This is a genomic window from Streptomyces sp. NPDC003943, assembly GCF_053605265.1.
On the sequence record NZ_JBSGIW010000046.1, the window covers coordinates 25,493 to 47,302 of the forward strand.

The 21,810-nt window shown below is 73.9% G+C and carries 20 protein-coding genes; 12 read left to right on the top strand and 8 right to left on the bottom strand.

Going from position 1 to position 21,810, the window contains the following annotated elements:
• The first annotated feature begins 65 nt into the window (after positions 1-65).
• Positions 66-671 carry an Rv1733c family protein gene (locus ACWEV0_RS20005; RefSeq protein WP_453150656.1) on the top strand — a complete coding sequence of 202 codons (606 nt, stop codon included), beginning with the start codon at positions 66-68 and terminating at the stop codon, positions 669-671.
• Positions 672-772: 101 nt separating this feature from the next.
• A complete protein-coding gene (locus ACWEV0_RS20010) occupies positions 773-3,196 on the top strand; it encodes a right-handed parallel beta-helix repeat-containing protein (protein WP_453150657.1) in 2,424 nt (807 codons plus the stop codon).
• Here ACWEV0_RS20010 and ACWEV0_RS20015 read toward each other — a convergent pair.
• Positions 3,166-5,634 (bottom strand): hypothetical protein, encoded by a 2,469-nt coding sequence (locus ACWEV0_RS20015; RefSeq protein ID WP_453150658.1) that lies wholly within the window; start codon positions 5,632-5,634, stop codon positions 3,166-3,168. The two genes, ACWEV0_RS20010 and ACWEV0_RS20015, sit on opposite strands and share 31 nt — an antisense overlap.
• A 169-nt stretch (positions 5,635-5,803) precedes the next feature.
• On the opposite strand from ACWEV0_RS20015, the gene ACWEV0_RS20020 reads away from it, so the two are divergent.
• The 3 genes from ACWEV0_RS20020 to ACWEV0_RS20030 are packed head-to-tail and all read left to right on the top strand — an operon-like array spanning position 5,804 to position 7,729.
• Entirely contained in the window at positions 5,804-6,664 is an 861-nt protein-coding gene (locus tag ACWEV0_RS20020; RefSeq protein WP_453150660.1) for a DeoR/GlpR family DNA-binding transcription regulator, read from the top strand.
• Positions 6,661-7,185 (top strand): SRPBCC family protein, encoded by a 525-nt coding sequence (locus ACWEV0_RS20025; RefSeq protein WP_453150661.1) that lies wholly within the window; start codon positions 6,661-6,663, stop codon positions 7,183-7,185. Before ACWEV0_RS20020 ends, ACWEV0_RS20025 begins: the two co-directional genes overlap by 4 nt.
• A gap of 43 nt (positions 7,186-7,228) precedes the next feature.
• Positions 7,229-7,729, top strand: a complete 501-nt coding sequence (locus ACWEV0_RS20030) for an SRPBCC family protein (RefSeq protein ID WP_453150662.1) — start codon at positions 7,229-7,231, stop codon at positions 7,727-7,729.
• On the opposite strand, the gene ACWEV0_RS20035 is transcribed toward ACWEV0_RS20030, so the two are convergent.
• Positions 7,689-8,807, bottom strand: coding sequence for a PLP-dependent cysteine synthase family protein (locus ACWEV0_RS20035; RefSeq protein ID WP_453150663.1), 1,119 nt, complete (start codon positions 8,805-8,807; stop codon positions 7,689-7,691). The two genes, ACWEV0_RS20030 and ACWEV0_RS20035, sit on opposite strands and share 41 nt — an antisense overlap.
• A 241-nt stretch (positions 8,808-9,048) precedes the next feature.
• On the opposite strand from ACWEV0_RS20035, the gene ACWEV0_RS20040 reads away from it, so the two are divergent.
• Both ACWEV0_RS20040 and ACWEV0_RS20045 read left to right on the top strand, forming a co-directional pair.
• Positions 9,049-9,345, top strand: a complete 297-nt coding sequence (locus ACWEV0_RS20040) for a hypothetical protein (protein WP_453150664.1) — start codon at positions 9,049-9,051, stop codon at positions 9,343-9,345.
• Positions 9,346-9,608: 263 nt separating this feature from the next.
• On the top strand, positions 9,609-10,166 hold the full coding sequence (locus ACWEV0_RS20045) for an ATP-binding protein (RefSeq protein ID WP_453150665.1): 558 nt from the start codon (positions 9,609-9,611) through the stop codon (positions 10,164-10,166).
• A gap of 303 nt (positions 10,167-10,469) precedes the next feature.
• Here the strand turns inward: ACWEV0_RS20045 and ACWEV0_RS20050 are convergent, their stop codons facing one another.
• From ACWEV0_RS20050 to ACWEV0_RS20060, 3 genes are all read right to left on the bottom strand, one after another.
• Positions 10,470-13,022: an ABC transporter permease gene (locus ACWEV0_RS20050; protein WP_453150689.1), complete on the bottom strand. Its 2,553-nt coding sequence runs from the start codon at positions 13,020-13,022 to the stop codon at positions 10,470-10,472.
• Between the two features lie 134 nt (positions 13,023-13,156).
• The gene (locus ACWEV0_RS20055; RefSeq protein WP_453150666.1) at positions 13,157-13,930 is read right to left on the bottom strand and encodes an ABC transporter ATP-binding protein; all 774 of its coding nucleotides are present in this window, start codon (positions 13,928-13,930) and stop codon (positions 13,157-13,159) included.
• Positions 13,927-14,232, bottom strand: a complete 306-nt coding sequence (locus ACWEV0_RS20060; protein ID WP_453150668.1) for an SHOCT domain-containing protein — start codon at positions 14,230-14,232, stop codon at positions 13,927-13,929. The genes ACWEV0_RS20055 and ACWEV0_RS20060 overlap by 4 nt, the downstream gene beginning before the upstream one ends.
• A gap of 224 nt (positions 14,233-14,456) precedes the next feature.
• Here ACWEV0_RS20060 and ACWEV0_RS20065 point away from each other — a divergent pair, with 224 nt between their 5' ends.
• Both ACWEV0_RS20065 and ACWEV0_RS20070 read left to right on the top strand, forming a co-directional pair.
• Positions 14,457-15,029, top strand: a complete 573-nt coding sequence (locus tag ACWEV0_RS20065; protein ID WP_453150669.1) for a TetR/AcrR family transcriptional regulator — start codon at positions 14,457-14,459, stop codon at positions 15,027-15,029.
• A gap of 111 nt (positions 15,030-15,140) precedes the next feature.
• On the top strand, positions 15,141-15,725 hold the full coding sequence (locus ACWEV0_RS20070; RefSeq protein ID WP_453150670.1) for a DUF4865 family protein: 585 nt from the start codon (positions 15,141-15,143) through the stop codon (positions 15,723-15,725).
• Between the two features lie 15 nt (positions 15,726-15,740).
• Here the strand turns inward: ACWEV0_RS20070 and cpt are convergent, their stop codons facing one another.
• From cpt to ACWEV0_RS20085, 3 genes are all read right to left on the bottom strand, one after another.
• The gene (cpt, locus tag ACWEV0_RS20075) at positions 15,741-16,271 is read right to left on the bottom strand and encodes a chloramphenicol phosphotransferase CPT (RefSeq protein WP_453150690.1); all 531 of its coding nucleotides are present in this window, start codon (positions 16,269-16,271) and stop codon (positions 15,741-15,743) included.
• A gap of 76 nt (positions 16,272-16,347) precedes the next feature.
• Complete coding sequence (locus tag ACWEV0_RS20080) at positions 16,348-17,142, bottom strand: SAM-dependent methyltransferase (RefSeq protein WP_453150671.1); 795 nt, start codon at positions 17,140-17,142, stop codon at positions 16,348-16,350.
• Positions 17,143-17,153: 11 nt separating this feature from the next.
• Complete coding sequence (locus ACWEV0_RS20085; RefSeq protein WP_453150672.1) at positions 17,154-18,386, bottom strand: ROK family protein; 1,233 nt, start codon at positions 18,384-18,386, stop codon at positions 17,154-17,156.
• Positions 18,387-18,649: 263 nt separating this feature from the next.
• Here ACWEV0_RS20085 and ACWEV0_RS20090 point away from each other — a divergent pair, with 263 nt between their 5' ends.
• From ACWEV0_RS20090 to ACWEV0_RS20100, 3 genes are all read left to right on the top strand, one after another.
• Positions 18,650-19,528, top strand: a complete 879-nt coding sequence (locus ACWEV0_RS20090; RefSeq protein ID WP_453150673.1) for a glycosyltransferase family 2 protein — start codon at positions 18,650-18,652, stop codon at positions 19,526-19,528.
• 187 nt (positions 19,529-19,715) lie between these two features.
• Positions 19,716-20,942 carry an MFS transporter gene (locus ACWEV0_RS20095; protein WP_453150674.1) on the top strand — a complete coding sequence of 409 codons (1,227 nt, stop codon included), beginning with the start codon at positions 19,716-19,718 and terminating at the stop codon, positions 20,940-20,942.
• 67 nt (positions 20,943-21,009) lie between these two features.
• On the top strand, positions 21,010-21,759 hold the full coding sequence (locus ACWEV0_RS20100; RefSeq protein WP_453150691.1) for a maleylpyruvate isomerase family mycothiol-dependent enzyme: 750 nt from the start codon (positions 21,010-21,012) through the stop codon (positions 21,757-21,759).
• The last annotated feature ends 51 nt before the right edge of the window (positions 21,760-21,810 follow it).

Here is a 21,810-nt window from a genome sequence, read left to right on the forward strand (position 1 = left end):
TTGGAAGAGCGGTAACCGCCGAAGGGCCCCTGCGGGGCCGTCGACGAGACGAGGGGGTGCGGAGCGTGCGTGCAGCCACCGGGCTCTGGCGCTGGCGGCACAATCCCCTGCGCCGGACCACCGACCTGGTCGAGGCATGGGTGGCGCTGGCGGCCGCCGTGCTGCTCTGCCTGGCCGTGCCCGCGGCCGGCTGGGCCGCCGGCGTCTCCGCCGACGCCTCGCTGCAGCGCTCCGTCCGCGTCCAGCTGCGGGAACGCGTCCCCACCGTCGCCCGGGTGATCCGGCCCGCCGACCGGGGGCCCGGCCGCCAGCCCGCCGATCTCGCCGCGGAAGAGCGGCTCCGGCCGTCCGTGGTGGCCGACTGGGCCGCGCCGGACGGCACGATCCACACCGGCACGGTGACCACCACCCGTCAGCAGGCGCACCCGGGTGCCACCTTCCCCCTGTGGACCGACCGGTCCGGCCGGCCCGTGACCCCGCCGATGCACCCGGACACCGCACGGGCGCACGCCCTGATCGCCGGGCTCACCGTGGCACTCCTCGCCGGGCTCCTGGTCGAGAGCGGCCGCCGCCTTGTCGTACACCGGCTGGTGCGGCGGCGGTACGCGCGTCTCGACCGCGCCTGGGCCCAAGTCGGTCCGGACTGGGGTCGTACGGGCACGGGCAGCTGACCTCGCGAGGGGACAGACACCGGACCCGTCAATCCGGCACCGCCACGCGCGCTACGGTGGGGCATCGGATCCGACGCACGAGGTGGGGGCAGAGCACACCCATGGCACAGGGCACGGTCCAGGTGACCCACACCGGCACGTCGCGGTGGCGGCGCCGCACGGGCGAGTACGCCTCTCTCGCCGCCGCCCTGGAGGCCGCGGGCGACGGTGACGTCCTCACCGTGGCACCCGGCACCTACCGGGAGAACCTCGTGGTCCAGCGGGCCGTGACCCTGCGGGGCGGCGACGGGCTGACGGGCTCGGTGCGGATCGCGCCCGCCGACGGGGTGCCGCTGACGGTGCGTGCCTCCGCCACGCTCCAGGACCTGCACATCGAGGGGCAGGACGCGGCGGCGCCGGCGCTGCTCGTCGAGGACGGCACGCCCGAGCTGCTCGACCTGCGCATCCTGACGCGTTCGGCGGCCGGCCTGGAGGTGCGGGGCGCGGCGCGGCCGACGGTGCGGCGGTGCACCGTGGACAATCCGGCGGGAGTCGGGATCGCCGTACTCGACGGCGCGGGCGGGGTGTTCGAGGAGTGCGAGGTCGTGTCCGCCGGGCAGTCGGGGATCTCGGTGCGCGGCGGCGCCCACCCCCGTCTGGAGCGCTGCCGGGTGCACCACGCCTCCGGCGCCGGGATCACCGTGAACGGCGAGCACAGCGGCCTGGAGGGCATCGGCTGCGAGGTGTACGAGATCAAGGGCGCCGGCCTGCAGATCGCGGCCCGGGCCACCGCTCACCTCAGCGACTCCGCGGTGCACCGCACCTCCGCCGACGGCATCACGCTCGACACGGACGCGGTGCTCACGCTCTCCGACTGCGACATCCACGACATTCCCGAGAACGCCGTGGACCTGCGCTCCCGCTCGGTGCTCACCCTCACCCGCTCGACGGTGAGGCGGTTCGGCCGCAACGGCCTGTCCGTGTGGGACCCGGGCACCCGGGTGGACGCCAACCAGTGCGAGATCCACGACAGCACCGGTGACTACCCGGCCGTCTGGGTGAGCGACGGGGCGACCGCCGTGCTCGACTCCTGCCGGGTGCACGACGTGCCCGACGCGCTGTTCGTCCTGGACCGCGGCTCGCGCGCCGACGTCGTGGACAGCGACCTGTCGCAGGTGCGCAACACGGCCGTGTCGGTGAGCGACGGGGCGACCGCGCAGCTCGACGACTGCCGGATCCGGGAGGCGTCGACGGGCGCCTGGTTCCGGGACCACGGCAGCGGCGGCACGCTCGCCGGCTGCACCATCGACGCCGTGCAGACCGGCGTCATCGTCACCAAGGGCGCCGACCCGACGATCGAGCGCTGCACGGTCACCTCGCCCGCCGAGGCCGGGTTCTACGTGTCGGCGGAGGGCCGCGGCTCGTTCCTCGGCTGCCGGGTGACGGGCAGCGGCGGCTACGGCTTCCACATCATGGACGGCTGCCGGACCACGCTGCGCAGGTGCCGTACGGAGCGGTGCGCGCGCGGCGGTTACGAGTTCCCCGAGGAGGGCCAGGTCGTCGAGGACTGCACCAGTGACGAGAGCCAGCTGCGCACGGCCGCGGCCCCGGGCTCCGTCCTGACCGCCACCCAGTCCGCCCCGCCGACGGGCGGACTCCTCGGCACGGTCCCCGCGCCCCGCCCGGCCGCCGCCCCGCCGCCGCCGCCCGCACCGTCGCCGGCGGTCCCGGCCGCCCGTTCCTCCCAGGAGGTGCTCGGCGAACTCGACGCCCTGGTGGGCCTGGAGAGCGTCAAGCACGAGGTCCGCACCCTCACCAACATGATCGAGGTGGGCCGCCGCCGTCAGGAGGCCGGCCTGAAGGCGGTATCCGCCCGCCGGCACCTCGTCTTCACCGGCAACCCCGGCACCGGCAAGACGACGGTCGCCCGGCTCTACGGCGAGATCCTGGCCTCGCTCGGCGTCCTGGAGCGCGGCCATCTGGTCGAGGTGTCCCGGGTGGACCTGGTCGGCGAGCACATCGGCTCGACGGCGATCCGCACCCAGGAGGCCTTCGACCGGGCCCGCGGCGGCGTGCTGTTCGTCGACGAGGCGTACGCGCTGTCGCCCGAGGACTCGGGGCGGGACTTCGGCCGCGAGGCCATCGACACCCTGGTGAAGCTGATGGAGGACCACCGGGACGCGGTCGTGGTGATCGCCGCCGGGTACACGGCGGAGATGGAGCGCTTCCTGACCGTCAACCCCGGTGTGGCGTCCCGTTTCTCACGGACCATCACCTTCACCGACTACGTGCCGGAGGAGCTGCTGCGGATCGTGGAGCAGCAGGCGGAGGACCACGAGTACCGGCTGGCGGCCGGCGCCGGCGAGGCGCTCCTCAAGTACTTCGCGGAGCTGCCCAAGGGCCCGACCTTCGGCAACGGCCGTACGGCGCGCCAGACGTTCGAGTCGATGGTGGAGCGGCACGCGGGTCGGGTCGCCGCGCTCGCCGAGCCGAGCAAGGACGACCTGACCCTGCTCTATCCGGAGGACCTCCCCGAACTCCCCTGAACCGCACTCCCCTGATCCGAACTCGCTTGGCCTTCAGGGGCGTTGTCCCGCTGCCGGGGCAGCGGAGGCGGCAGCCGGTCGAGCAGTTGCGAGCGGGCGACGGCGAAGGCCGGATCGGCCTGGTAGTCGGAGTGGCCCAGGATCGGTTCGGGCAGCGGGTGTTCGCGGGTGCGGCCGTACGCGACGGGGTCGAGCAGCTCCGGCCGGTCGACCGGCGGCCGGTCGTCGTCGGCCGGGACGCGGACGGGTCCGCCGATGGGGTCGGTGGCCCGGTAGAGGTTGCTCCAGCAGTGCACGGTGCGGTGCAGGCCACGCAGCGACTCGGGGCCGAAGTAGGCGGGAAACCAGCGCCCGTAGAGCCGTTCCAGCGGGGAGCCGTAGGTGAGCAGCGCAACCCGGGCGCGGGTGGTCGGCGGCAGCTGCCAGACGGCGGCCGCGGCGAGGACGCTGCCCTGGGAGTGGCCGGAGATGACGAGCCGGCCGCCGGTCCGCCGGGTCCAGGAGCTCATCCGCCAGGTGAGGTCGGGCACGGCCCGCTCGGCGTAGCAGGGCGGGGCGAACGGGTGGGCGGCGCGCGGCCAGAAGGTGCCGACGTCCCACAGGATGCCGATGGTGCGGCGGGCGGAGGCGTCCTTGTAGGCGCGGCGGCCCCAGGTGACGAAGAGCAGGAAGCCGAAGCCGATCATCCAGGAGCCGAGGGACTGGGCGGCGGTTGCGGCGGAGGCGACCGCCGGGTGGGCGCCGTCGAAGGCGCGCCCGGGCACGTTGCCGCTGGCCCAGGCCCCGGCGACGGAGGCGGCGCCGAGGAGCAGGGTGGCGCCGGAGACGACGCCGACGAGCACGGGCGCCGAGTCGGTGAGCCCGGCCCCGGCCCGTACCGCCGCGATCTGGTCGGTGCGCAGCCGGTCGGGGTCCGCCTCCCGGTAGGCGGCGTCGACGGTCGGGCGGAGCCTGCGGGCGGTGAGGACGGTACGGACGACGAGCAGCGCGGTCGGCACGACCAGCAGCAGGAGCAGCACCGGGATGACGGACGCCTGCCAGCTGAGCAGCACGGGCGGTCCGGTGATGAGGCCGTCGCCGGTGCCGGGAGTGCCGGGCCCGTCGAGCCAGTCGGCGACGCGCTGTGCGACGCCACCGGACATGACGCCGCCGAGCGCGCAGGCCAGCATGGCGACGGCGGGGCCGCCGAGGCCGGACAGGGCGGTGCGCGGGTCGCGGCGCGGGCGGTGGAGCAGCAGCGCGACCACGCCGAGCGCGACGACGAGGGCGCCCTGGGCGAGGGTGAGGGTGCCGAAGACGGCGTTGCCGGGCAGGGTGCCGGTGGAGCGCCAGCCGGGGCGGGCCCAGGCGGTGTGCACGACGGTGAGCGCGAGCAGCAGCAGGGCGGTGGCGGGCAGCCAGGAGACGACGGCGCGTTCGAGCTTGAGGTCGAGGGTGTTCTCGCTGCGGCCCCGCCGGCAGACCACCCACACGACGACGACGGCGAGGACCGCGATGCCGCCGTCGAGGGCCCAGCCGAGGAGGGTGCGTACGGACCCGGGGTCGGAGCGGTGGTCGTGTACGCCGGCGGCGCCGGCGAGCGCGGCGGCCACCGTGAGGAAGCCGGCGGTGGTGTGCGCGGCGCGCAGCCGCGCGACGAGCCGGCGCCCGTACCAGAAGCCGGGGCGACCGAGCGCGGGCCGCAGTTCGACGGGCGTGGCCGGGTCGGGGCTCGTGGCGTCGGCGGCCTCGGTGTCGCCGGGCCGGGCGGACGTCCCGGACGACGGGGCGCCGGGTTCGGCGTCGTAACCCGTGGGCGGGCGCTGGGCCTCGTACGCGCTCCAGGTGCGGTTGGACAGGTACCAGAGCAGGCCGACGAGCGCGGTGGGCACCACGGCGGCGAGGGCGAGGCGGCGGCCGGGCGCCGACCACCAGCCGCCGTGCTCGGCGGAGAGGAAGCCGAGCCAGGAGCGCTGTGCCGCGCAGGCGCCGGAGCCCGCGCACTGCCAGGCCGTCAGATCGAGGGCGACCTCGCAGGCGGCCGCGGTGAGCAGCACCGTGAGGGTGAGGGCGACGAGCCGGACGAGGACGCCGTAGAGCCGGACGAGTCCGGCGCGGCCCTCGGTGGGCGGGCGCATCCAGTGGGCGAGGTTGGCGACCATGAAGGGCAGGAGCAGCAGCCACAGGGCGCGGGTGCCGTTGCCGGAGGTCAGGTTGGACCAGCAGTACGCCTCCGGGACGGGCCCGTCGGCGTACCGCTCGGGGTGTTCATCGGCGTCGATGTCGTCCCTGCGGCGGTAGACCGCGGCCGTCTTGTCGCCGGTGACCCGCACCGTGTGCGGCTCGTCCAGCATGTCGGCCGGGGTGGCTCCGCCCACGCCGTGGACGAGGAGTTCGAGCGCCGCACCCCCGTTCTTCGGCTCCGGCCCGTGCTTCGGGTCCGGTGTGGCAGGGGACACTACGGTGACTCCCTCTCTGGATGGGAGGATCCGGGTGCGAGGATTCGAGGCAGGCAACCAGGATCGCGGACGGCCGGGCCCGACGGCACGGCTCTCACCGAATCCGACGGCCCTCCACTCGAGTTTTCCCAGATTTCCCAGTTTTCCTGCGAAAGGACCGGCCCCGGCGGTGAGTGACAATCAGAACCTCCTCGCGGAACAGCGGCGCGCCCTGATTCTGGACGAGGTGCGCCGGCGCGGAGGTGTACGGGTCAACGAGCTGACCCGTCGTCTCAACGTCTCCGACATGACCGTCCGCCGGGACCTGGACGCGCTGGCCCGGCAGGGCATGCTGGCGAAGGTGCACGGCGGCGCGGTGCCGGTGGTGGAGGCGAGCACCCACGAGCCGGGTTTCGAGGCGAAGTCGGTGCTCGAACTGGGCGCCAAGGAGGAGATCGCGCGGGCGGCGGCGGCCATGGTGCGGCCCGGGACGGCGATCGCGCTGTCGGGCGGCACGACCACGTACGCGCTGGCCATGCAGCTGCTCGACGTCCCGGACCTGACCGTGGTGACCAACTCCGTGCGGGTCGCGGACGTCTTCTACGAGGCCCAGCACACCGGTTCGGGCGGCGAGGCCCGGCCGGGGGCGGCGACGGTGGTGCTCACCGGCGGCGTACGGACCCCGTCGGACGCCCTGGTCGGGCCGGTGGCCGACCAGGCGATCCGCTCGCTCCACTTCGACGCGCTGTTCCTCGGCGTGCACGGCATCTCCGTGGAGGCGGGTCTGTCGACGCCGAACCTGGCGGAGGCCGAGACCAACCGGCGCCTGGTGCGCTCGGCACGGCGGGTGGTGGTGGTCGCGGACCACACCAAGTGGGGGACCGTGGGCCTGAGTTCGTTCGCCCGGCTCGACGAGGTGGACACGCTGGTCACGGACCGGGGGCTGTCACCGGAGGTGCGCGAGGAGATGGCGGAGCACCTGCCGGGCCTGGTGGTGGCTGGTGAGGGATCCGGCGAGGAGCCGGGCGGGGGCGAGGCGGAGCCGGAGTGAGCCGGTTCCGGATCGAGCGGACCGTGCCCCTGTCGCCGGAGGAGGTGTGGCGGCGGCTCACGGACTGGTCGGCGCACGGCCGCCAGGTCCCGTTCACCCGTACGACGGTGCTGACGCCGGGCCCGAACGGCGTGGGCACCCGGTTCACGGCCCGCACCGGGATGGGCCGTCTGGGCTTCGACGACCCGATGGAGGTCGTACGTTTCGAGCCACCGGCCGCCGGACGGGCCGGGGTGTGCCGCCTGGAGAAGTACGGGCGGGTGGTACGGGGCTGGGCCGCCTTCGAGGTGACCGCGACGCCCGGCACGGCCGGGGCGGCGGGGGCGTCCGGGGTGGCCGGGCCGTCCGGGGTGGCCCGGGCGTCCGGGGCGTCCGGAGCCGGCAGCCGGGTGGTGTGGCGAGAGGAGCTACGGCTCCGGGGCGTCCCGGCGGCCCTCGACCCCGTACTCGCGGCGGCGGGACGACTGGTCTTCGGCCGGGCCCTCGACGGGCTGCTGGGCAACCGAACAGGTGTCAGCTAGGGTGTGCGCTCCGCGCAGACCCGCCCCACGGGAGGTACGGTCCATGGCACGCCGACTGAGGCCGGTGGAGCTCGACTTCATCGCGTCCGCGCCCGTCCGTCTGGTCTTCTCGGCGGTCGCCGCCGCCCCGCCCGCCGCCGTCTACCGCTCGCTCGCGGTGGAGGTGGGCAGCTGGCCCGCGTGGTTCTCGGCGGTCCGGGCCGCGGCGCCCACCGACGACGGCGCGGGCCGGACGGTCCGGCTGCGCGGCGGGGTCTCCTTCGAGGAGACGATCATGGCTGCCGACCCGGACGCGCGCTACGCCTACCGGGTCGACACGACCAACGCGCCGGGCGTCACGGCGATGCTGGAGGAGTGGGCCCTCTCCCCCGCCGTCGGCGGCACCCTGGTCCGCTGGACCATGGCCGCCGACGGCAACCGCCCGTTCACCGCCGGCCTGCGGCTGGCCCGGCCGGGGATACGCCTGTCGTTCCGGGACGCGGTGCGCCGGCTCGACCGGCGGCTCACTCCGGCCAGACACCCGTCGCCAGGAAGCGGTCGATAGCGGCGGAGTAGGGCGCGATGTCGAGGCCCTGGGCGGCCAGCCAGTCGTCCGAGTAGTACTTGTCGAGGTAGCGCTCGCCCGGGTCGCAGATCAGCGTGACGACGCTGCCGGTGCGCCGCTCGGCGACCATCTCGGCGACGATCTTCAGCGCGCTCCACAGGCCGGTGCCGGTGGAACCGCCCGCCTTGCGGCCGATCGCGGTCTCCAGGGCGCGGACGGCGGCGACGCTGGCCGCGTCGGGCACCTTCATCATGCGGTCGACGGCGCCGGGCACGAAGCTCGGCTCCATCCGGGGCCGGCCGATGCCCTCGATGCGGGAGCCGCAGTCGGAGGTGGCGTCCGGGTCGTGGTGCGTCCAGCCGTCGAAGAAACAGGAGTTCTCGGGGTCGGCGACGCAGATCCGGGTGTCGTACTGCATGTAGTGCACGTAACGGGCGATCGTCGCCGAGGTGCCGCCGGTGCCGGCCGTGGCCACGATCCACGCCGGCTCCGGGTAGCGCTCCAGCTTGAGCTGCTCGTACATGGACTCGGCGATGTTGTTGTTGCCGCGCCAGTCGGTGGCCCGCTCGGCGTAGGTGAACTGGTCCATGTAGTGGCCGCCGGTGCGCTCGGCGAGCGCCGCGGCCTCCTCGTACATGGTGCGCGAGTCGTCCACGAAGTGGCACTGCCCGCCGTGGAACTCGATCAGGCGGCACTTCTCGGGGCTGGTGGTGCGCGGCATGACGGCGATGAACGGGACACCGATCAGCTTGGCGAAGTACGCCTCGGAGACCGCGGTCGAACCGCTGGACGCCTCGATGACGGGCGCGCCGGGGCGGATCCAGCCGTTGCACAGGCCGTAGAGGAAGAGCGAGCGGGCGAGGCGGTGCTTGAGGCTGCCGGTCGGGTGGGTCGACTCGTCCTTGAGGTAGAGGTCGATGCCCCAGCTCTCGGGCAGCGGGAAGCGCAGCAGGTGGGTGTCGGCCGAACGGTTCGCGTCCGCGTGCACCTTACGGACGGCCTCCTTGAGCCAGGACCGGTAGCCGGGGTCGCTGCGGTCGACGTCGATGGTGGCCATGGGGCTGGTGGTGCTGGTCATGCGTGCCTGCCTCTTCTCGTGGTGCGCGTCGGGGTGGCCGCGGGGTGCCCGGAGGGATTGCCGGAAGGGCTTGCCCACTGACCGACAATACCGCTCTCACCTGGGCAAACGTTCCCTTTGAGGTTCCATAGGAGTGCCTTGCAGAGGGGGTGCGAGGAGGCGTGGCGCGGGCGGTTCTGGTGCCGGTGGCGGCGGCCCGGCACACTGGGTGGAGGCAGCCTGCGCGAAGGGGGCGGAGCACATGTCCGAAGCCGATACCGAGCCCGAGCCCGAGTTCACGGCCACGGGGGTACGCATCGACCGCTGGCCCCGGTCGCTGACCCGCGCCGGCGAGGTCCGCATCGAGGACGGCCGGCTGTCCCTCCTGACCAGCTACGGCAGCGAGATCGACAGCGCCCCGCTGGGTACGGTACGGGCGGGCCGCCCATGGTTCGCGAAGCCGGACGAGGCGGTGGCCACGGTGAACGGGACGCGCTACCGGATCTCAGGCTCGGGGCGACTCCTCGAGGCGCTGAAGAGGGCGAAGACCGGCAGCTGACCCGGGGGCTGAACCGGCAGCTGACCCGGGGGCTGGTCCGGGGGCTGGTCCGGGGGCTCCGGGGGCTGGTCCGGGGGTTGATCCGGGGCTGACCTGCGGCGGGTCGCCGCGAGTTGCGGTGCTTTCACCACTGGTTCACGCTGGAACCACCTCACCGAGGGTTTACCGGCGGTGACGCTGCGAACCAGCCACCGTCCTGCTACACCGCATGACAGATCCGAATCTCCGTCTTCTTCCGGACCTCACTTCGGGGAGTCGCAGCCGTGATCAGCGAGCCCAGCAGGTATTGGACGGTGGAGCTCCAGGCCCAGCCGTCGCGGATCGGTCAGGTCCGCAGAATCGTTTCGGCGCATCTGCGTCACTGGCAGCTCGATGCCTTGATAGAGCATGCCTCGCTCGGTGTCACCGAGCTCCTGACCAATGTTCACCGGCATGCCCAGCCGGACAAGATGTGCACGGTCGAGGTCGAGCTGCTGCTCGACCGCCTCACCGTCTCCGTCCGCGACAACGACCCCCGGTTCCCGGACGTCTCCGAACCGGCCGAGAGCGGGGACGAGTTCGCCACCTCAGGCCGCGGCCTCGCCATCGTCGAGGCGCTCAGCGACAGCTGGGGCGTCCGCCCGCACGACTCGGGCAAGATCGTCTGGTTCACCCTCCAGGCCCCGCCCTCCCCCGTCGCCCTCGCCCCACTCGCCCACACCGTCTACGGCGCCACGACGGCCGGCCCGTTCACCGGCCGCGACCTGGAGACGGTCCCGTTCGGCGGGATGGAGGAGCCGCTGCACGCGCCGGCGGCGGGGCGGTCGGTTCTGGCGCGCTGAGGGGGGTGCCTAGGGGCGGGCCCGGGATTTGGATCCCGGATCCGTGATGTCGGATCTGGGATGTCGGATGCCGGGCCCGGGATGCCGGACCCGGGATATCGGATCCCGGATCCCGGATGCCGGGCCCGGGATGCCGGACCCAGGATGTCGGATCCCGGATCCACGATCTGGCGTGTTGGATCCAGCCTCCAGGATGGCGGATCCGGGACCTCGGACATTGGATCCAACGCCCAGGATCCCGGACCCCGCATCTCGGACCCTGCATCCCGGATCCCGCATTCCGGATCCCGGATCCCCCTCCCGTCACTCCGTCGCGATCGCCCGCAGCACGTCCAGGCGGGCCGCCCGCCGTGCCGGGCGCCAGCCGGCGACGGCGCCGGCGGCGAGGCCGACCAGGGCGACGACCGCGAGTCGGACGGGCGGCAGCGCGAAGGCGAACGTGCTGTCGGACGCCCCGTCGGACGCGCGCACCAGGACCCAGCCGAGGAAGGCGCCGAGCACGAGCCCGCCGGCCGTGCCGAAGGCGGCGACGAGGACGGACTCCCAGCGGACCATGGCCCGCAGCTGACGGCGGGTCTGGCCGACGGCGCGCAGCAGGCCGAGTTCGCGAGTGCGCTCGTGGACGGCGAGGGTGAGGGTGTTGGCGATGCCGAGAAGGGCGATGAGGACGGCGAGCGCGAGCAGCGCGTAGACGAGCGTGAGCATCATGTCGATGCCGGCAGCCGAGGACTCTGCGTACTCGTCGCGGGTCTGGACCTCGGGGTTGCCGTAGCGGGCCGCGACGCGTTCGACGGCCTGCTCGCCCGCCTCGGCGGAGACGCCGTCCTTGAAGGTCACGGCGACCAGCCGGTCGGCGTCCTGCGTGTGGTGAGGGGCCCAGGCCTGGCGGGTGAGAAGGTAGTCACCGGCGAGGTCGGCTCGTTCGTAGACGGCCTTGACGGTGAAGGTGTGCCGGGTGCCGTCGGTGAAGGCGAGTTCGGCCGTGCGGCCGGGGGCGAGCCCGGTCTTGGTGGCCTCGTCGGCGGCGACCGCGATCCCGTCGGTGCCCAGCGCGCCGAGCGAACCCCGTACCGTCCCCAGATCGAAGGTGCGGGCGAGCGCGCCCGGGTCGGTGACGGTCAGGGCGCGGCCGCGGCCGTCGACCTCGGCAACGCCCTTGCCAAGGCCGACCGCCGTGTCCACCTCGGGCAACGCGGCGACGGCGGGCGCGAGGTGCGGGCTCAGGCCGCTGCCTCCGGCGCCGAACGACGGGGCGCTGACGGCCACGTCGCCCGCGAAGGACCGCGAGACGGTGTCGTCCATGGTCGCCTTCAGCGACGCTCCGAAGACGGTGAAGAGCGAGACGACGGCCACGCCGATCATGAGCGCGGTGGCGGTGGCGGCGGTACGCCGGGGACTGCGCAGCGCGTTGCGGCGGGCGAGTGCGCGGGTGGTGCCGCGCAGCGGGCCGCCGAGGACCCGTATCGCGTACGAGGACGCCACCGGGCCCAGGACGACGAACGCGGCGAGCGCGAGCACCGCCCCGGTTCCCGCGAGCCACAGCGACGGGGTGGCCAGGACGCCGACGAGGACCAGGACCACGGCGAGGACGAGCAGTCCTGCTCCGGCCGCGGTACGGGTGTGGGAGGCGGCCGGGTCGTCGACCGCGGTATCGCGCAGGGCGGCCAGTGGTGCGGTGCGCCCGGCCCGTACTGCGGGGAGCAGCGCCGAGCCGGTGCAGACGCCGAGGCCGACGGCGAACGGCAGCACGAGCGACGTCGCACTGACCACCAGGTCTCCTTCGGGGAAGGGGAATCCGACGGCCGGGAAGAGGGCCTGGAGCCCGGCCGCGATGCCGATGCCGCCGAGGAGTCCGGCCGCGGAGGCAAGGAGCGCGACGGCGACGGCCTCGGTGAGCGTCATGGTGACGACCTGGCGGCGGGCGGCGCCGAGGGCGCGCAGCAGGGCGTTCTCGCGGGTGCGCTGGGCGACGACGATGGCGAAGGTGTTGTGGATGGAGAAGACGGAGACCAGCAGGGCGACGCCGCTGAACACCAGCAGGAAGGTGGTGAAGAGGTCGAGGAAGCGACCGGAGATCATCTCGTTGCTCTCGTCGGTTGCGTGCTGTCCGGTGATGGCCTCGACACCGTCGGGGAGGGCCGGGGTCAGCGCGTCGACCAGTGCCTGCTGGGAGGTGCCGGGGCCGGCCCGGACGAGGATGTCGGTGGCGGCTCCGGGCCTCGGGGTGAGGTACTTCTCCGCGTCGGCGCGGGTCAGACCGGTGTAGTTGACCTGCCCCATGCCGTCCGCGCCGCCGAAGGTGGCGAGGCCGACCACGGTGACGCGCACCGGGTCGGGGGTGCGCAGGACGGTGGTGGAGCCGAGGGTGAGGTGTCCGGCCTTGGCTGCCGCGCGGTTGACGACGGCCTCGCCGGGCTTCTGCGGGGCGCGGCCTTCGGCCAGGGCATAGGGATTGAGCTTTGGATCCTGGATCCAGTTGCCGGCGAGGGTGGGCGGGCCCTGTCCGCCGATCGGTTTGCCGTCGGCGCCGACGAGCTGACCCGCGCCCTCGATGCGCGGAACGGCGGCGGCGACTCCGGGGATCTGGGCGACCCGGTCGGCAAGGGAGGCGTCCACCGGGCTGCGGGTGCCCTGCGCCTGGCTTGCGACGGTGACCACGTTCGTACTGCGGACGACGGCGTCGGTGCCGCTGTTGGCGTCGGCGAAGAGGGTGCCGAAGCTGGCGCGCAGGGTGTCGCCCATGACGAGGGTGCCGGTGAGGAAGGCGACGCCGATCAGGACGGCGGCGAAGGTGCCGAGGAAGCGCCGGCGGTGGGTGCGGAGGGAGGCCAGGCTGAGGCGCAGGGTGGTGGGGATCCTGGATCCATGAGCCAGGGTCCCGGATCCAGGAGCCGGGATACCGGATCCAGAAGCCGGGACGCCGGATCCAGAAGCCGAAATATTGGATCCAGTCGCCCGGGTATTGGATCCAAGGTCCGATCCGGGCCGAGTCATGTCACCGCTCCCCTGCTGTCGAGGGACTTCATCCGGTCCAGGACGAGATCGGATGTCGGATTCTGGATCCGATCCACCAGGCGCCCGTCCGCCAGAAACACGACCTCGTCCGCGTGCGCGGCGGCCACCGGGTCGTGGGTGACCATCACGACGGTCCGGCCGGTGCTCCGCACCGTGTCGCCGAGCAGCCGCAGCACCTCCTCTCCCGAGCGGGAGTCGAGGTTGCCGGTCGGTTCGTCGGCGAAGACGACGTCCGGACTGCCCGCGAAGGCACGGGCCACGGCGACCCGCTGCTGCTGGCCGCCGGAGAGCTGGCTCGGCCGGTGGTGGAGGCGGTCGCGCAGGCCCACCGCGTCGATGAGGGAGTCGAGCCGGGCCCGGTCGGGGACGGCGCCCGCGAGATCGAGGGGAAGGGTGATGTTCTCGGCGACGGTCAGGGTCGGGAGCAGGTTGAACGCCTGGAAGACGAAGCCGATGCGCTCCCGCCGCAGCAGGGTGAGGCGCCGGTCGTCGAGCGCGGAGAGGTCGGTGTCGCCGATGAGGGCGGAGCCCGAGGTGAGGGTGTCGAGGCCGGCCGCGCAGTGCATCAGGGTGGATTTGCCGGAGCCGGAGGGGCCCATGATGGCGGTGAAGCGGCCGGCCGGGAAGTCGACGCTCACTCCGTCCAAAGCCCTGACCTCGGTGTCGCCGCCGCCGTAGACCTTCACGGCGTCGACGACACGCGCGGCGGCGGGGCGGGCGACGACCCGCAGGGCGGTGGTGGTGGTCATGCCCGCCGCCTCTTGTCCTCGGAGGAACGGCGGCCGAACTGCTCCTCCAGGACGGTCAGCCGGCGCCAGTACTCGTCCTCGTCGATCTCGCCGGCCGCGAAACGGTGGCCGAGCAGTGCGATCGGCGACTGCTCGTCGACCGCGGAGGCGCCCGGACCGCCGAAGCCACCCGGACCACCCGGACGGCCCCAGCCGATGCGGCGGCGGCGCACGACCGTGACCACGGTGACGATCACGGCCGCCCAGACGAGCGGGAAGAAGAGGATCCACGGGCCGGGGCCCGCGTAGGCGAGGGTGTTCATGTCGGTCAGCTCCTCGGATGCTGCTGCCTGTCGTGATGGTTCGTGATGGTTCGAGACTCGCTCGCGAGGGGGCCCGGAGTCGTCGTACGGCCAGCGGCTTCGCACGTACGACGGCGGGAGTAGACGGGCCCCGGGCGACTGCTCCTCGGCCGGCTCCCGCCTCGGCTCACTCCTGACTCGGCCGGCCCTCGACGCTGTACCTACTGGTATGTACAGTGGAGATCATGAGCGCGAGCGCGTCCGAGCGACTGATCGAGGCCACCCGTGACCTGCTGTGGGAGCGGGGCTATGTCGGCACCAGCCCCAAGGCCATCCAGCAGGCGGCCGGGGCGGGCCAGGGCAGCATGTACCACCACTTCACCGGCAAGCCCGACCTAGCGCTCGCCGCGATCCGCCGCACCGCCGAGGAGCTGCGGGCCGCGGCGGAGGCGGCGCTCGGCGGGCCGGGCTCCGCGTACGCCCGCATCGAGGCGTATCTGCTGCGCGAGCGGGACGTGCTGCGCGGCTGCCCGTTGGGGCGGCTGACCATGGATCCCGACGTGATCGCCAGCGCCGAGCTGCGCGCGCCGGTCGACGAGACGCTCGACTGGCTCCGCGGACGGCTCGCCGGAATCGTCCAGGAGGGCCTGGACAGCGGGGAGTTCAGCGGTCCGCTGCGCGCCGAGGAGGTCGCCTCGACGGTCGTCGCGACCCTCCAGGGCGGTTACGTCCTGGCTCGCGCCGCCGGCTCCCCCGCCGCCTTCGACACCGCCGTACGCGGCCTGCTCGCGCTGCTGTCCGCGCGTACCGGCGGCTGACACCGTCGAAGAACCAACCGACCCGCTGACCCGGCCTCGGAACCAACCGGCCCGCTGCCGCCGGCCCGACCGCCGTCCCGACCGACTCATGCGACCTCAGGAGCCCGTCCCTTGCACGCCATGCAGTACGACATCACGCTTCCCGCGGACTACGACATGGGGATCATCCGCGACCGGGTCGCGACCCGGGGCCATCTGCTCGACGACTTCCCCGGCCTCGGCATCAAGGCGTATCTGATGCGCGAACGGGCCGACGGCTCGCCGGTCAACCAGTACGCGCCGTTCTACCTGTGGTCGAGCGCCGCCGGAATGAACTCGTTCCTCTGGGGCCCCGGTTTCCAGGGCATCGTGAACGACTTCGGGCGGCCCGTCGTGCAGCACTGGACGGTGCTCGCGTACGACGAGGGCCCGGCCGCCGGCTCCGCGCCGCGCACCGCGACGCGGACGCGCAGGCCCCTCCCCGAACGCCTCACCCCGGCCGAGGCGGTCGAGCGGTCCCTGGAGCGGCACCTCGCCGAGGCGAAGGGCGACGGCGTGGTGGCGCGCGCCGTCGCCGTCGATCCGCGCCACTGGGAGCTGCTCACCTTCACGCTGTGGGCGGACGAGGGCGCGGCCGAGCCGAACGCCGACCGATTCCAGGTGCTGCATCTGTCGGCCCCGGGCCGGACCGGAATCGGGCCCGGACGCCAGTGGTGAGCTGAAGCGGCCGGGTCAGCCGAGGCGGGCGGCGATGGCCCGGGCGCAGTCGAGGGACTCGGCGCGGGTGGTGTCGATCTCCAGGTCGTAGCTGACGCCCTGGTGGACCAGCTCGGCCTGGGCGGCGGCCATGCCCGGGACGCGGTCGCCGCGGGCGATCTCGCGGCCGGCGGCGACGGCGGTGTCACAGCGGACGCCGACCCAGAGCACGCCGACGCCGTCGAGGGCCGTCCGCCAGCGTTCCTGGGAGGCGGCGCCGCCGAGGAAGACGTCGTCGATCACGATCCGGGCGCCGGCCCGGACCATGCTCGCGATGCCGGTCGTCCAGGCCGCCTCCAGGGCCCGGAACCTCTCCCCGACGATCACGCTGCCGTCCTCCGCGAACTCGATCCAGCCTTCGGCCCCGCGCCCGTCGCGCAGCCGCGCGGGCAGCGCGTCGACGAAGGAGTCGCAGCCGAACGCGAGCCAGGGGTCCGGGAGTACGGCCTGGAGGCACCGTACGATCCCGCTCTTCCCGGAGCTGGAGCCGCCGTTGAGGATGATCACCTGAGTCTTCACGAGGTCACGGTAGGTGGGACTCCGCCTCTGAGAAACCCGATTTCGGCGACGGGGCCAGCGCCGGTCAGCCGACCGGGACCAGGGTCAGATAGGCGATGCCGAGGATCGAGCGGTAGCCGAGCCAGGCGGCGCGCTGGCGGTCGACGCGGGCGCGGGTCTCGGGGGCGAGGGGGTGGTCGGGGTGGGCGGCGAGCCAGAGTTCGGCGGCGTGGCGGTAGCCGGACTCGAACTCGTCCCACTCCTCCCGGGTCGCCGTCTCGACCCAGGCGGGGCGGAATCCCGCCTCGATCGCGAGGTCGACGAGGGCGTCGAGCGGGAGGTGGTCGCCGACCCGGGCGCCTGGCCACATCCGGGCGAGTTCGGGGTCGGTCGGGGTGCGCTCCCAGAAGCCCTCGCCGAGCAGAACGCGGCCGCCGGGCCGTACCAGCCGACGCAGTTCGCGCAGGGCGGCGCCCGGGTCGTGCGGCTGATCGGGGTCGAGCAGCGCGTGGCTGGAGCCGATGCACAGGACGGTGTCGGCGGGGACCCGGCCGGTGTCGCGCGCCGACTCCTCGGCGTACTCGACGCGTTCGGCCAGGCCCCGTTCGGTGGCGAGGCGCCGGCCGAGGGCGAGGTCGTCGCTGTTGATGTCGATGCCGACGCCCCGGGCGCCGGGCGCGGCGGCCAGGACGCGCAGCAGGAACTCGCCCCAGCCGCACCCGATGTCGAGCACCGTGGCGGGCGCGGCGGCCGCCAGGCGCTCAACGATCCGGGCGGCCCGGGCCTCGGAGAGCGGGCCGTGGAAAACGAGTCCGGCGCCGAGCGGCGGTGGGCCGTCGGTGCGGTTGATCTGCGTCAGGTGGTTGTCAACGTCGGTCATGTGGACGGACCCTAGTCGGCGTGCGCCGCACCGCCCAGCGCTTTAATGGGGTCGTCCAGGACCGGCTGCCACGCGAGTTCGGCCGCGCCGACCAGGCTGTTGTGGTCGAGCGTGCAGGGCAGGATCGGTACGCCGCCGCTGCGGCCCCACAGGCTGCGGTCGGCGACCACGGCGCGCAGCCGGTTCGGGTCGGCGGCCAGGAGTTCGCGGTGCAGGCCGCCGAGGATGATCCGGTCGGGGTTGAGGATGTTGACGAGCCCGGCCAGGCCGAGGCCGAGCCGGTCGATCAGCTCCTCGGTGGCGGCCCGTACTCCGGGCTCGTCCAGGTGGTCGCGCAGCAGGTCGCGGGCCTGCTGGAGGAGCGAGATCTCGGGTCCGGGATCGCGACCCGCGACGGTGAGGAAGGCGAGCGGGTCGGTCTCGACGTCGAGGCAGCCGCGCGAGCCGCAGTGGCAGGGCCGGCCCTCCGGGTTGACGGTGAGATGACCGACCTCGAGCGCGAGGCCCGAACTGCCGGTGTGCAGCCGCCCGTCGAGGACGAGCGCGCCGCCGACTCCGCGGTGCCCGGTGGCGACGCACAGCAGGTCCCGGGCGCCGCGGCCGGCGCCGTGGCGGTGCTCGGCGAGGGCGGCGAGGTTCACGTCGTTGCCGGTGAAGGCGGGGCCCTCGATGCCGGCGGCGCGCACCTGCTCGGCGAAGATCTCCCGAACCGGCGCACCCGCCGGCCAGGCCAGGTGGAGCGGGTTGAGGGCGGTGCCCTCCGGTTCGGCCACCGCGGACGGCGCGGCGAGCCCCGCGCCGACGCAGCGGCGACCACTGCTCCTGAGCAGCGCGGCCCCGGCCTCGACGACGGCACCGAGCACCTGGGCCGGGTCCTCGGAGACGGTGACGCAGCCGGGCGCGGTGGCCACGATGGTGCCGCCGAGTCCGACGAGCGCGGCCCGGAAGCCGTCGGCGTGGACCTGGGCGGCGAGTGCGACGGGGCCGTTCTCGGCCAAGGTGAGGCGGTGCGAGGGGCGGCCCTGGGAGCCGGCGGCGGCGCCCGGGTTGGAGTCGACGCGGATGAGGCCGAGCGCCTCCAGCTCGGCTGCGACGGCTCCGGCGGTGGCCCGGGTGACGCCGAGCTCGGCGGTGAGCACGGCCCGCGTCGGTGCCCTGCCCGTGTGCACCAGCTCGAGGGCGGGTCCGAGCGCGCTGCGCCCTCTGTCCAGCCGTGTCCGGGTCGTCGTCGCCTTGCCGTTCATGTTGGCGAGTCTCCCATGATCGCCCCACCCGGGTCCCCCGCCACCCGCGTTTGGCCGGGTCCCGCCCCTGTCCGACACCGAGGTGGACAAGGGCCGTGCGGCACGTTCCCTCCAGGTGAACGGTTCCGGTCACGGGGCCGCTAGCATCGCGGCCCGGGGGTCTTGGACGACGGGTATCCCGGATACGAAATCCGGGATCCGGGATCCGGGATCCGGGATCCGGGATCCGGGATCCCGAAGACATGGAACGAACGGAGTGGGCTGTGGCACGACCGCGGGTGGGTGTGGCGGTGCTGACGATGGGCACGCGGCCGAAGGAGCTGCGGGCGCTGCTCGACTCCGTCGCCATGCAGGACGAGCCGCCGGCCCGGGTGGTCGTGGTCGGCAACGGCGCCGGGTCGCTCGCCGAGCTCCCGGACGGCGTCCACGGCGTCGAGCTGCCCGAGAACCGCGGGGTGTCGGGGGGCCGGAACGTGGCCATCGAGACGCTCCGGGCGTTCGGTGACGTCGACGTGCTCGTGGACCTGGACGACGACGGGCTGCTCGTCGACGAGGACGTGTTCCGCCGGCTCGCCGACCTGTACGAGGCGGATCCCGCGCTCGGCATCGTCTCCTTCCGTATCGCCGACGAGAACGGCGAGACCCAGCGCCGGCACGTGCCCCGGCTCGGCGCGAAGGACCCGATGCGCGGCGGCGAGGTGACCACGTTCCTGGGCGGCGGCCACGGCCTGTCGATGCGGATGCTCGACGAGGTCGGCGGCTGGCCGGAGGAGTTCTTCTTCACCCACGAGGAGACCGACCTCGCCTGGCGGGCCCTCGACGCCGGGTGGACCGTCCTGTACGAGCCGGCCCTGCTGCTTCAGCACCCGAAGACCAGCCCGGCACGGCACGCCGTCTACTACCGGATGACCGCCCGCAACCGCGTATGGCTCGCCAAGCGGAACCTGCCGGCCCCGCTCGTCCCCGTCTACCTCGGCGTCTGGACCCTGCTCACCCTGGCTCGCACCCGCTCGGTACCGGGCCTGCGCGCCTGGTTCGGCGGCTTCGCGGAGGGCGTGCGCCGACCGGGCGGCGCGCGGCGCCCGATGCGCTGGGCGACGGTCTGGCGGATGGGCCGCCTCGGTCGCCCGCCGGTCATCTGAACACGTCTCCGTAACGGCGAAGGTGGTCGTGCCCCGACGGGCACGGCCACCTTCGCCGTTTCCGGGACGCCGGCAGCCGACTGAAACGCCGCCGGGACGCCGACGGGCCGCCGACAGAACGCCGATGGGACGCCGAGCGCGCGGCCCCGCCTTGAATCCGACGCCCGCCCACCCCTATCCTGACTTTGTGCCGCTACTAAACAAAGTCCAGCTGCCCGTATCGGGGGGATCCCGCGGAGACACCGCCTCCTTCTCCCTGGCCCGCCTCCGCTTCGCCCTGACCGTCTTCTTCGCCCTCGACGGCTTCCTCTTCGCCGGCTGGGTGGTCCGCATCCCGGCCATCAAGCAGCAGACCGGCGCGACCGCCGGCGACCTCGGCCTCGCGCTCCTGGGCGTGTCCGCCGGGGCCGTCGTCACCATGACGCTCACCGGCCGGCTCTGCCGCCGCTACGGCAGCCACCCGGTGACCGTCGCGACCGCCGTACTGATGTCCCTCTCCCTCGCCCTGCCCCCGCTGACCCGGTCGCCGCTGGCGCTCGGCCTCGTCCTGCTGCTCTTCGGCGCCGCGTACGGAGGCATCAACGTCGCCATGAACAGCGCGGCCGTCGACCTCGTCGCCGCGCTGCGCAGGCCCGTGATGCCGAGCTTCCACGCGGCCTTCAGCCTCGGCGGCATGCTGGGCGCGGGGCTCGGCGGGCTGGTCGCCGGGAGCCTGTCGCCCACCGCGCACCTGTTCGCCCTGACAGTCGTGGGGCTGCTGCTGACCGCCGCGGCCGGTCCCGTACTGCTCCGGCACCCTTCCCCCGCCCCGCCCGAGTCGCTGCCCGCGCGTACCGGCGGCGGCCGGCCTTCCGGGTCCCGTCGCGCGGTCCTCGTCTTCGGGGTGATCGCGCTGTGCACGGCGTACGGGGAGGGCGCGCTGGCCGACTGGGGCGCCCTGCACCTGGCGCAGGACCTGCACGCGCACCCGGGGGTGGCGGCGGCCGGGTACTCCCTCTTCGCCCTGACCATGACGGCCGGCCGGCTCTCCGGCACGGCCCTGCTCGAACGGCTCGGGCAGACCCGCACCCTGGTCGCGGGCGGGCTCACCGCCGCCGCGGGCATGCTGCTCGGGGCGCTCGCCCCGACCGTGTGGGCCGCGCTCCTCGGCTTCGCCGTGACCGGGCTCGGCCTGGCCAACATCTTCCCCGTCGCCGTCGCCCGCGCGGGAGCCCTCGCCGGACCCGGCGGTGTCGCCGCCGCCTCGACGCTCGGCTACGGCGGGATGCTGCTCGGACCGCCGGCCATCGGCTTCCTCGCCGACTGGTTCTCGCTGCCGGTGGCGCTCACGACGGTCGCGGCACTGGCCGCCGGGGCCGCCGTCATGGGGTACGCCTCCCGCGGTTCCGGGCGTCGACCGTCGGCCGTCGACTAACCGGTGCGCGCCGCTTCGGAGTTCGAGCCGGGAGCGCCTCGCGGCCATAATCCGCATCATGGACAATCTGAGCATCGACCGGCACATCGACGCGCTCGACGCGGCGGGCAAGGCCCTCGTGGCGGCCGCAGCCGCGGCCGGGCCCGACGCGGAGGTCCGGACCTGCCCCGGCTGGCAGGTCCGTGACCTCCTGCGGCACACCACGACGGTCCACCGCTGGGCCACCGTCCTCGTCGCCGACGGCCTCACCGAGGGCCACCCGGCCGCCGCCGAGACCGATCTCGACGGCGACGCGCTCCTCGCCTACGTCCGCGAGGGTCATGAGCGGCTCGTCGACACGCTGCGCGCGGCCCCCGCCGACCTGGAGTGCTGGACCTTCCTGCCGGCGCCGTCACCGCTCGCGTTCTGGGCGCGGCGCCAGGCGCACGAGACGACGGTGCACCGGGCGGACGCCGAGTCGGCGCTCGCGGGCGATCCGGGCTTCGGGCCGGTGGACCCGGCGGTCGCCGCCGACGGCATCGACGAACTCCTGCGCGCCTTCCACGCCCGTGACCGCAGCCGGGTGCGTACGGCGGAGCCCCGCACTCTGCGGGTACGGGCGACGGACACCGGCGACGTGTGGACCGTACGCCTGTCACCGGAGGCGCCGCGGACGGTGACGACCGCCGACGGGCCGGCGGACTGCGAGCTGAGCGGCCCCGCCGACCGCCTCTATCTGACGCTGTGGAACCGGCTGCCGCAGGACGCGGTGGCCGTGACCGGGGACGCGTCGCTCGCCCGGCTGTGGCGGGAGGAGTCGGCCATCACCTGGTCGTAGGGCAGAAGTCGCAGAGGTCTCGGAAGTCGCGGAAGGCACGGAGGTCGCGGA